Origin of the sequence: Sulfurimonas sp. (genome assembly GCF_014859695.1) — a bacterium.
Lineage (GTDB): Bacteria > Campylobacterota > Campylobacteria > Campylobacterales > Sulfurimonadaceae > Sulfurimonas.
Genome location: NZ_JACUTS010000060.1, coordinates 1 through 10,794, shown reverse-complemented (window position 1 = coordinate 10,794; position 10,794 = coordinate 1). Strand labels below are relative to the sequence as shown.

The following is a 10,794-nucleotide window of genomic DNA, read 5'->3' as shown; positions in this document are numbered from 1 at the left end:
CAAAGATTTGCCTGAGGATATTCATGTAGGTGCAGAACTTGACGGCGAAGAGGAAAGTGTTGTTTATGTCGTTGAGAGTATAGACGAAATGCACGCAATTCTAAACGCAAATCATGAACTAGCAGGCATCCCGCTTGTAGCAAGCGGCAAGATTTTGGAGATAGAACAGCTCTCGGATGAGGCTGCAGAAGAGTTGCTTAAGGCTGAACATCAGCATTGAGGGTTGATTGCTTGGTATGTGAAAATGAAAAGAAAATTACATGACAAATAGTCATAAATTTCACCACTCTTTATTTTTCTTGCTAATATGTTTGTAATTATTTGATTTTTAAGTGTATAAATGAAACATAAGGAAAAAGACAATGAATAATCAAATCAAGTCAGACATAATCATCTACAAAGATATAAACGGAGAGATAAAGCTTGATGTATCGCTTGAAAACGATACCGTGTGGCTGAGTCAGAAGCAGATGGAATTGCTTTTTGATAGGGATAAATCTGTTATCTCAAGACATATAAGAAATATTTTTAAAGAAGGCGAACTCGATAAAAACTCAACTGTTGCAAAAAATGCAACAGTTCAAAAAGAGGGGGAGAGAGAAGTCGTAAGGGAGATTGACTTTTATAACCTTGATATGATTATCTCTTTAGGCTATAGAGTAAACTCCAAAAGAGCCACAAGCTTTAGAGTCTGGGCAACAAAAGTCCTAAAAGAGTATCTCGTAAACGGCTATGCTATTAACCAAAAAAGGTTAGAACAAAAAGGACTCAAAGAGTTAAATCAGACTATATCACTCCTGCAAAATACTATCTCACAAAGTGAGCTTGAGCTTCATGAAGCAAAAGGGCTGTTGGATGTTATACTGGGCTACTCTCGTACCTGGTCACTTTTGCAAGGGTATGATGAAGACTCTTTACATGTAAACATCGAACCAAAAGAAGCAAAGTTTGTTTTGGATTTTGATGAGGCAAAAGAGGCTATTGCGCAACTAAAAAGTGAGCTTATGAGAAAAGGCGAAGCTACTGAACTTTTTGGACATGAAAAGGCGGGAGAGTTCGGCGGTATGGTGCGAAACATTTACCAAACATTTGGCGGTGTCGATTTGCTCCCTAGCGTAGAAGAGAAAGCGGCAAATCTGCTCTACTACATCATCAAAGGGCATCCTTTTAATGACGGCAATAAACGCATCGGTGCTTTTATGTTTATTCTCTTTTTGTCTAAAAACAATATGCTTTATAAAAGTAGCGGCGAGTTAAAAATCAACGATAACGCACTTGTGGCACTTTCACTCATGACTGCCAAAAGCGACCCGCAACAAAAAGAAACCGTGATAAACCTGATAGTAAATATCTTGGGGGAATAGATGGATAAACAACTCCAACCAACACAATTTTTACTCTACAAAGCTGAAAATGGAAAAATCAAGGTAGATGTGCTTGTACAAGATGAAACGGTATGGCTTACACAGGAACAGATAGCAGGGCTTTTTGGAAAAAGTCGCTCAACAATAAATGAGCATATAAAAAATATATATGAAGAAAATGAGCTTGAAGAGTTAGATACTATGAAGAAATTCGGAATTTCCGAATTTGCTAAAAAACCTACTAACTTTTACAATCTTGATGTCATTATCTCCGTAGGCTATAGAGTTAAATCACTTCAAGGGACACGGTTTCGTCAGTGGGCGACACAGCATCTCAAAGAGTTTATCATCAAAGGTTTTATGATGGATGATGAGCGGCTTAAAGACCCGAGGCAGATATTTGGTAAAGATTATTTTGATGAACAGTTAGAGAGAATCCGAGATGTACGAAGTAGTGAGCGACGACTTTATCAAAAAATCACCGATATTTATGCACAGTGTAGTAGCGATTATGACCCAAATCATGAGATAAGTAAGGAGTTTTTTGCAACCGTGCAAAATAAGCTCCACTTCGCAATAGTTGGTGAAACAGCCGCTGAAATAATTTATAACAGAGCGGGTAGCAATAAGCAAAACATGGGGCTTACAAGTTGGAAGAATTCACCCCATGGAAAAATCAGAAGAGCCGATGTGGCGGTAACCAAAAATTACCTCTCGTTAGAAGAGTTAGACTTTTTCAATCGAATCGTAACGATGTATCTTGACTATGCCGAGTTTCAGGCCAAAAACAAACAAGTAATGTACATGAAAGATTGGGTGGCAAAACTTGATGCTTTTTTACGGTTCAATGAAAAAGAAGTATTAGAACACAAAGGCAAAATCTCTCATGAAGTAGCCGTTGCGCTAGCTTTGGATGAGTATGAAAAATATAGAGTTGCTCAAGATAGAGAATATTTGAGTGATTTTGACAAACAACTTTTAGAACTACAACGCAAAAAATAGCAATGGAAAATAATATATCTTCAGACCTTAGTAAATACAAAAGCATAAAAAAGCAAATTTAAAACAAAAGATAGTAGTATGTTAAATCACACTCATATCATCCAAGGTCGTTGATGTTTAAAAAGTACTATTTTCAGTTTTTTTTACTTTCTCTTGCATTTGTAGTCTTTTACAGCGACGACTATAAGATTATCATTGCCGGTGTTGCTATATTTCTGGTCGGTATGCTTTTTATGGAGGATGGCTTTAAACTTTTTAGCGGAGGCGTGCTTGAGAAGGCTCTGCAAGTCAGCACCGATACTCTGCCAAAGGCGATAGGCACAGGGTTTATCGCAACTGCCATTATGCAGAGCTCCTCTTTGGTCTCGGTCATCATCATCTCATTTTTAAGTGCGGAGCTTATTACGCTAAGCGGCGCAATCGGGGTGATTTTCGGTTCAAATATCGGCTCGACAACGACGTCGTGGATAGTCTCGTCATTTGGCGTAAAGATAGACATAGCAACCTATGCAATGCCGATGATTATCTTTGGAGCGGTACTTAAGTTTGCCCAGAGCAAGAGTTATCAGGGGGTGGGAAAGATACTTCTTGGACTGGGATTTATTTTTCTTGGTATCGATTACATGAAAGACGGTTTTGAGGTTCTGCAAAAGACGCTCGATATGTCAAAGTTTGCAGTTGAGGGCTATTTGGGAGCGTTGGTATATATCTCGCTTGGTATAGCGGCAACAGTTATTATGCAGTCAAGCAGCGCGACAATGGCACTGATTATAACCGCTCTTGCAACAAACCAGATTGTATATATCAATGCGATTGAGCTGGCAATCGGTGCAAATGTCGGTACTACGATAACGGCTGTTCTTGGCGCCATCTCATCAAACTCAAACGGCAAAAGAGTCGCGGTTGCACACTTTATTTTCAACATCATAACGGCATCCGTGGCTATACTCTTCCTCTACCCGCTTAGTGATTTGACGACATTTTTGGCTTTAAAAGTCGGCATTGCAGATGATGATTATGCCATGAAGCTTGCGCTTTTTCACACTATCTTCAATCTTATCGGCGTCATGCTGGTATCTCCCTTTACCCATAGACTTGTGAAGTACTTAGAGACGCTTTTTATAGAGGTAAATATCTATGCGCTAAAGCCCCTCTATCTTGATGATGTTGTCATTAACGTGCCTGATGCGGCGATTGAGTCTATAAAAAAAGAGATAATCCACCTCTACGGCAGCGCTATTGAGGCGATTTCACACTCCATGTTTTTGCACCGTCACGAGTTCATAGGGAGCAAAGATATAGAGGGGGTGGTAAGAAATTCTGACATAAGCATAAATACTGATGTAAGCGAGTTCTATGCAAGCAAGATTAAGTCGCTTTACGGCGATATCATCCACTATGCAACTCTTTCTCAGGAGAACATGAATGAAGAGGATCAAAACAGGGTTTACGGTCTAAAGCTTGCTTCACGCGAGATAGTAGAGGCTCTTAAAAATATGAGAGATTTGCAAAAAAACATCTTTTACTACTCCAAGTCAAAAAATCCCTATATTAAAGAGGAGTACGACAACTTAAGAGTGTACATCGCAAAGACCATAGATGCTATAGAGAAGCTAAAAGAGCATGACGATGATTTGGATGTTATATCTACCATTGAGCTTTTAAAAGAGAGCACAAAGGCGCTAGATAACATAAAAAACAGCAGGATTGATACGCTCATCCGAGAGAAGAAGATTGACTCCAAGATGGCGACATCGCTTATTAATGACAGTGCATTTGCATACGACGTAACACAAAAATTAATCCAAGTTGCTACAATCTTGTGGATAAAAGATATAGACATCAGAATATTAGGAGCAAAAGAATGAAGATAGATAAAGTAATTGAAGGGATAGAGAAGCTCTTTTTCAGCGAGATAAACGATGAGAAAAAGCAGGAAAAGCTAAAAGAGAAACTTTATGAGAAGATAGAGCAGACGAAAAAAGAGATAAAGGGTGCTCAAGATGACGAGGAGGCTCAGAATCTAAAAGCCAAGCTCTACATTTTGAAGAAACTTCTTGAGAGGGTTTAGCCTGCTTAGAGATCTTTTTTTGGCTCAGAGAAGTAGTAACCTTGAGAGTAGTCTATGCCTAACTCTTTTACAATTTTAAATATCTCTTCACTCTCTACATACTCTGCAATGGTTTTCATGCCCAACTTCTTTGAAAATTCAACGATGGTCGATACAACCAAAAATGCGTTCTCGTCCTTGTCTATATTTTTTATAATCGAGCCGTCAATTTTTAGATAGTCCGCTTTTAGTTTTATAAGATACTCAAAGTTGCTATAACCGGTTCCAAAATCATCTATGGCAATCTTGCAGTTATATTTTTTGACCTCGCCTATAAAGCTCATAACACCCTCGAAATTCTCCATATATTCAGACTCGACTATCTCAAAGACGACTCTTGAGCCAATGTCGTACTTCTCTAGCATAGAGAGAATATACTTAGAGACATCAGGCTCAAGCATATCAAGAATGGAGAGATTTATGGAGAACTCAACATCTTTTTCTTTAAACATCTCAAACGCTTGATAAACAACGGTTTTAGTAATATCAAAGTACTGTCTAGTCTGCTTTGCAACATCGAGAAAAAAGTATGGAGGTATAATCTTCTTGCTGTCTATCATTCTTACTAAACACTCATATTTTTCATAAGAGAGACTTGAGTTGTTAACAATCGGCTGATAGTAGGTAATGATATTTTTCTCTTTAAGCGCATTTGAGAGCTTTTTTGTCCAGATAATATTACTTTCATATTGGCGGTTCAAAGATATCTCTTCGCTATAAACCAAGAAGTCGACATTGCTTTTTTTAGCAACTTTAAGTGCCATGTTTGCGGTTGAGAGGAGGTGCTCTTTGTCTTCAAAAGAGATACCGCAGGTGCAAGATATGAGCATCTCTTCATCTTCTATGGTAAATTTCTCTTTTATTGTTGCGAGTATCTTTTTGACCTTTTCAATCAAGAGCTCTTTTGAGTAGTCTATGGCTATGGCAACAAATTCGTCGCCTTGAAGTCTGTAAAATCTAAAGTTATCATCTTGTAAAAATAGGTCATATATCTTGTTTGCAGTGGATTTGATGATCAAGTCCCCAAACTGGTGCCCGTAGAAGTCGTTGATCTGTCTGAAGTTGTCTATATTGAAAACCGCTACCGATATATTTTCAAGCTCCTGCATGTCATAGTTTAATCTAAATCTATTTCCGCATCCCGTTAGAGAGTCTGTTTTAGCAACTCTCTCAAACTCTTTTCTCTGCTCAACAATCTCGGTTATGTCAAATTTTATGACAAGATACTCTATGATTTCATTGTTTAAGTCTTTGATAGGCACTATCGTGGTTTTTGCCCAAAAATCTTTTCCTGATTTTGTTTTGTTTCTTATTATGCCGTGCCAGATTTTACCGCTGGAAACCTCTTGCCAAACATCGCCGGACTCCTCTTTGGCAGCCTCGCATTGACCCATGGCACTTTGGCTTTTTCCGACAAGTTCATCTAGAGAGTAGCCGCTTATCTCTAAAAACTTATCGTTTGCATAGGTAATATTTCCATATTTGTCTACTCTTGAGAGAATAGCGCTTGAGTCTATTGCTTTTTCATACTCTTTAGAGAGGTGTATGGAGAAGTCAAAGTTTTTTGTAGAGATTTTTAACTGGTTTTCAAAATATCTTGTTATCTCTTTTTGCTGCGTAATGTCTGTTCTCATCCCTATATACTCTACAACATTGCCGTCACTGTCTAAAATGGGGTTTATAATCGCTCTTAGCCAGTGAACGGAGCCATCTTTTGAGAGATTTTTCATATCTCCGACCCACGGCTTTTTTAAATCTTTTATGGTGTGCCACATATCTGTGAAGATCTCTTTTGACATATCGGGATGTCTCATGATACTATGTGTCTTTCCGATAAGCTCCTCTTTTGAGTAGCCGCTAAGTTTGCAGAATTCATCATTGACGTAGGTAATTACCCCATCGGGGTCTGTTTTTGAGACTATGAAACTTCCGTCCACGGTTGATTTATACTGCTCTAAAAGAGCTTGAGAGTTGTCATACTCTCTCTCTAGGCTGTCGGTAGAAAATAGAATTTTTCTGACAATGAGTATCATTAAGATTGTGACAATAATAGCGGATACAATCAAAAATGTAAGAAGAGCTATAAGTTTGTATGAGGCAAAGTCCAGCTTGTCATTTATAAGAATTTTTACGTCGCTAAATATTTCATCTTCCACTTTTTTTAGAAGATTTATGGTTTGTGTAGATTTTTCAAACCAGTATGAAGGCTCTACTCCCAAATCGACCTCATATCTCTTTTTAACGGCAAGGTCTATCATGTTAAATGTTTCATCAACCGCCTTACCTCTGTAGACATCATAGTAAAAATTAAGCATATCCATCGGTGCCGCACTCTTAAAGTTTTTACTCTCAAGAGCATATACTCTCAAGTTCTCTTTAAATGCCGTAAAAGGTTCATCTAAGTACTCTTTGCTCGTAAAGAGCTCTACTAAGATAGCTCTCGTTTGTCCCAAAGCTTCTTTGGCAGATATAAGATAGCTATACGCCTGAATATAGTTTCTATTCTCTTTATCATCCATCTGCGTCGGAGTAAACTTTATTAAATCAAGAAAAAATGAGATGTTTTTTGTGTAGTAAGCTCTTGCATCAGCTGTCGAGAGATTAAGAAGGGTACCGTTGTTTCTTAGTTTGATTTTGTCAAAACGTGATAACGTGTCGGCATTGTTTCTGCATACGGCGCACTGTGATATTACATTTTTTGCATACTCAATCGCCTTATTGAGCTTCTCTTTTGCCTCCAGTAATTTTTCATCATTTTGGTCTAAATTTTTGCTTGCAATAAGCCCCGAGGTAATCCCCCTCTCTATCTGCATATAATGGATTACTTTAGATATTGCTTCTGCTTCAAGTATATGATGTTTTGTAAACTCAAGATTTTTTTTATCGTTATATATTTCAAATAAAATTAATGATGACAACAGTATTACGAAAAATAGCGGAACCATTATTAAGAAAAGAAGTCTCGCTTTTAAATCTAGTTTCATCTATTAGAGTTCCTTGCGCCTTAATTTGCCAAAGCAAATAGAAATTTAAGATATTGTAGCATATTTTATTTTTGTGATACTTATGTGATACCTATATAGAGTAAATAATGTACTCTATCTCCTCTAAAAGTCTGCTTCTCTCTATGTTTGTTGAAGCTGCATATGCCATGGCTGCTCCCGCGCCCACACCCTCTTTCGCTTCTCCCTCATCATATTTTTTAAGTACAGGAATGGTTGCTTTTTCAAATGAAAAGGTTGTGTAGAGGGCGTGCGGTTTGTAGCTAAGAAGCGATAGTATATGAGCTATATCCGAGTTTTCGTCCTTTGCTACCCATAAAGTAGTAGCAATAGTGATATTTTCATGTTTTACTCTCATCAGAACATCTTCTCTAAGTTTGTCGGCTATAAGCAGACACGCCGCCATCTGTGTTCCGCCTCCTAGGACAATGTGAAATCTTCTTGAAGCACTCATAATAAAACCGGCGCAAAACAGAAGCATATTGTCGCTTACATGTGAGAGCTTCTCAAAGTTGCTCATCTCGTCGTTTATAAGTGATAGCGCCTTGTTTATCGTCTCGCCTTTTATGTTATTAGGCACATTGCAAAAGCTTGAAGAGAACTTCTCTCTGCAATCATAACCGAGTGCAGCGGCAGTTGCGGAGGCAGTCGTCGTTCCGCCTGGAGTGCTCTCGCCCAAAATAAGATAGTTCCCTCTGAGTTCGTAGCTCTCTCCCGCTTTGAAGCCTTTTTGAAAAATAGTTTTTGCATCTATTTCTGCTCCTGAAGCTATCGACCCTGAGGGTTCTATGCCAAAATGGTGACATGTAGAGTTTTGAGGAGTCTTACTAACTCCCAAATCTAAAATCTCTACCGCGCTAAAGGGAGTTAGGTTATGCACCGCTCTTGTGATAATAGCAGGAGTAGGCACACCTGTCGGGGTCTCAGCAAGCTCGCCCAAAGAGTAGACTTTTCCATTTACTATAAACTCCGCATCAAGCGTAGGAGTGAGCGGTATCATCCTGGGGATTCCGGCTTGTGTTATGCCCTCTATCTCGCATGTTTTTGTAACCGAAGATGCTAGTAAAAAATCCGCTTTGCCGCTTGGCAACGTATCTGGCTTGTTTGTGAAAATGTTGTATGTTTTCATGTTTTTCTTTTTGTAAAATTTGTTTAGCCTAGATCATCTTTGTTGATTATGCCTTGAGCAAAAAGCTCTTTTATAACTATCTCCGTCATATCGCTCTTAAACTCAAACTCATAACGAATATCCATGACATATGCTTTTATTTCCATCTCTAAAAAAGATTTGCGTTGATAGATCTTGTTTGTAAAGAGTACTTCAATGGGTTTGTTGAGATAGATATATCTTGAAACTTGCGCTGCTTCAATGGCAATTTTACGGATTTTGTCCATGGGAGCATCGATGGGGAGCATAACTTTTGCGACTACTTGGCAGTAGAGTTCGCCCGTATTGCTGTTTGAGACATGCGTGTTCATAAGCTCCATATTTGGAACCACAACCATTGAATCATAAGAGGTCACAATCCGTGTCGCCCGCAAACCGATATTTATCACTTCGCCGTAATTTTCGCCCACTTTTATCTTGTCGCCTACTTTAAAAGGACGGTCAAAAAGAAGCATAATACCGCCGAATATATTTTTGAGCAGATCCTGCGTAGCAAAACCGACAGCAATTGCAACAGAGGCTAGGGTAGTAAGAAGAATCTCTTTTGGAGGGTTATATATCATCTTTATAATTGCTATAACAAAGAGTGTCCAAAGAGCGATTCTAAGGACTGGGATAAACCCTTTTATAGGTATTCTGGCTCTAGCGCTCTTTTGCGCAAAAAACTCAAATATTTTTGTTAAAAGAGTTATAAATGTGTAAGCGATAACAAAAAAGAGTAGCGTCCAAAGAATTTTTGAGAGAGAAAATATTACAAAAAAATCTATAGGGACAACTTTTACTTCGCTATCTTCTATCAAGGCATCTGCAGCGCATAGTATCTGTACAAAAAAGGTAAAAAATAAGAGAGTTATAAATTTCATATCAGCGCTCCGTTTTAGTGGATAAAATTTTTAGATGAGAGATGGTCATGTACCTGCTGATAGATAGCGGGATTGATGTTGTACTTTTTATGCGGCTGGATAAGCAAACCCTTCTCAAGCATCGGCATCAGCATCTTACGGCACTCCTCATGTGGTGCATTCATCACGATAGAGAAGTCATGCAAATCAAGTCCGTCATGGAGGATGAGCGCTTGAAGCGCAAAAAGAGCTTCGGAGGAGAGATTTTTAACAAATGAATGATCAACGTTGTCTATCCCTTTAATATAAATTATATTCTCCTCTATCTTCTCAATCGCACGTACCCAGTAGAGCATGGCAAGAGAGATGTTTCCGTTTGAGAGTTTATGTAGCTGTTTAAAAAACTTCTCACTCAAAAAAATCTGCTTCTGCTCATCCCCAAGCTTCTCAAGTGCCATGCCTTTAAGGTTCTCCTCTTTTGGAAGAAACTCTGTTTTTAGATTTTCATACTCATTTCTTTTAGAAATTGTCTCTTTTATGTTCTCATGGCTTAGCGGTTCTATAAAAATTTCGCTCGTAAAATAGTTTGAGATGGAGATTGTTTTAGCAAGAAAATTCCATGTCTCTGGAGTAAAAACTCCAATCCAAAGCACCTTTTTTGTCGTGTAGGAGATAAGTTCAAAAAGCATCTTGATGCTCTCAAATCCACCCACTTTTTTTAAAAACATATGATGTAGATTCTCTAAAATTATGATTTTTGCGCTTTGGGTATTGTTTAAAAAATCGATAAGCTCTTTGTTTGTAGCTATATTTTCGGTCTTTAGCAGAGTGTTGAAGTACTTAAAATAGTCCTCTTTTGTAAATATCTTCTCATGCAACTCATCTCTTATTATGTCGGTATAAGGGATGTCGGAAAGGAATGAGTTGAGCATTGAGCTAATCCCGCATCCCTTTTCGCCGATTATTGCACATGTGACAAAACGGTTTTTCGCCCAGTTCGTAAAAGATTTTTGAAGCGCACCTATCCCTTTCTCTCTATCTACAAAAAATTGCATTTCGGCAGGATGAAGCTCATAAAGCCTTTTGTAGTTTTGTGGGATATTTTGTAGCGCGGACTCGGTCTCTTGCATAAATTCGGAAAGCTCAAAGGAGATAAGCACTTTTTTATCTACTACGCCTAAAACTTTTTTAAACCACTCAATCTTGTTTTTTAAAAATTTTAAAATGGTGTCCATCTCCCGACCTTGCTTCTTAACTGATGTTACGCACTAAAACGAACGCGTCCGTTTTAGTGGCAGGGACAAAT

The 10,794-nt window shown here is 38.3% G+C and carries 8 protein-coding genes and 1 pseudogene; 5 read left to right on the top strand and 4 right to left on the bottom strand.

What is annotated here, in order from left to right:
• The 5 genes and pseudogenes from IBX42_RS09415 to IBX42_RS09395 form a co-directional block, all read left to right on the top strand.
• Positions 1-220 (top strand): annotated as a pseudogene (locus IBX42_RS09415) (hypothetical protein); the annotation flags it as partial.
• 142 nt (positions 221-362) lie between these two features.
• A complete protein-coding gene (locus IBX42_RS09410) occupies positions 363-1,364 on the top strand; it encodes a virulence protein RhuM/Fic/DOC family protein (protein WP_294932189.1) in 1,002 nt (333 codons plus the stop codon).
• Positions 1,365-2,366 carry a virulence RhuM family protein gene (locus IBX42_RS09405; protein WP_294932186.1) on the top strand — a complete coding sequence of 334 codons (1,002 nt, stop codon included), beginning with the start codon at positions 1,365-1,367 and terminating at the stop codon, positions 2,364-2,366.
• Positions 2,367-2,479: 113 nt separating this feature from the next.
• Entirely contained in the window at positions 2,480-4,234 is a 1,755-nt protein-coding gene (locus tag IBX42_RS09400) for a Na/Pi symporter (RefSeq protein ID WP_294932183.1), read from the top strand.
• Positions 4,231-4,437, top strand: coding sequence for a hypothetical protein (locus tag IBX42_RS09395; protein ID WP_294932180.1), 207 nt, complete (start codon positions 4,231-4,233; stop codon positions 4,435-4,437). The genes IBX42_RS09400 and IBX42_RS09395 overlap by 4 nt, the downstream gene beginning before the upstream one ends.
• 5 nt (positions 4,438-4,442) lie before the next feature.
• Here the strand turns inward: IBX42_RS09395 and IBX42_RS09390 are convergent, their stop codons facing one another.
• The 4 genes from IBX42_RS09390 to IBX42_RS09375 form a co-directional block, all read right to left on the bottom strand.
• Positions 4,443-7,460: an EAL domain-containing protein gene (locus IBX42_RS09390; protein ID WP_294932177.1), complete on the bottom strand. Its 3,018-nt coding sequence runs from the start codon at positions 7,458-7,460 to the stop codon at positions 4,443-4,445.
• A gap of 91 nt (positions 7,461-7,551) precedes the next feature.
• The gene (locus IBX42_RS09385; RefSeq protein ID WP_294932174.1) at positions 7,552-8,607 is read right to left on the bottom strand and encodes a nicotinate-nucleotide--dimethylbenzimidazole phosphoribosyltransferase; all 1,056 of its coding nucleotides are present in this window, start codon (positions 8,605-8,607) and stop codon (positions 7,552-7,554) included.
• Positions 8,608-8,630: 23 nt separating this feature from the next.
• Entirely contained in the window at positions 8,631-9,509 is an 879-nt protein-coding gene (locus IBX42_RS09380) for a mechanosensitive ion channel domain-containing protein (RefSeq protein ID WP_294932171.1), read from the bottom strand.
• 14 nt (positions 9,510-9,523) lie between these two features.
• Positions 9,524-10,723 carry a hypothetical protein gene (locus IBX42_RS09375; protein ID WP_294932168.1) on the bottom strand — a complete coding sequence of 400 codons (1,200 nt, stop codon included), beginning with the start codon at positions 10,721-10,723 and terminating at the stop codon, positions 9,524-9,526.
• Between the last annotated feature and the right edge of the window lie 71 nt (positions 10,724-10,794).

Bases quoted from the DNA above. Each gene is read 5' to 3' on its own strand.
- IBX42_RS09410 (WP_294932189.1), top strand. From the start codon at position 363: ATGAATAATCAAATCAAGTCAGACATAATCATCTACAAAGATATAAAC.
- IBX42_RS09405 (WP_294932186.1), top strand. From the start codon at position 1,365: ATGGATAAACAACTCCAACCAACACAATTTTTACTCTACAAAGCTGAA.
- IBX42_RS09400 (WP_294932183.1), top strand. From the start codon at position 2,480: ATGTTTAAAAAGTACTATTTTCAGTTTTTTTTACTTTCTCTTGCATTT.
- IBX42_RS09395 (WP_294932180.1), top strand. From the start codon at position 4,231: ATGAAGATAGATAAAGTAATTGAAGGGATAGAGAAGCTCTTTTTCAGC.
- IBX42_RS09390 (WP_294932177.1), bottom strand. From the start codon at position 7,460: ATGAAACTAGATTTAAAAGCGAGACTTCTTTTCTTAATAATGGTTCCG.
- IBX42_RS09385 (WP_294932174.1), bottom strand. From the start codon at position 8,607: ATGAAAACATACAACATTTTCACAAACAAGCCAGATACGTTGCCAAGC.
- IBX42_RS09380 (WP_294932171.1), bottom strand. From the start codon at position 9,509: ATGAAATTTATAACTCTCTTATTTTTTACCTTTTTTGTACAGATACTA.
- IBX42_RS09375 (WP_294932168.1), bottom strand. From the start codon at position 10,723: ATGGACACCATTTTAAAATTTTTAAAAAACAAGATTGAGTGGTTTAAA.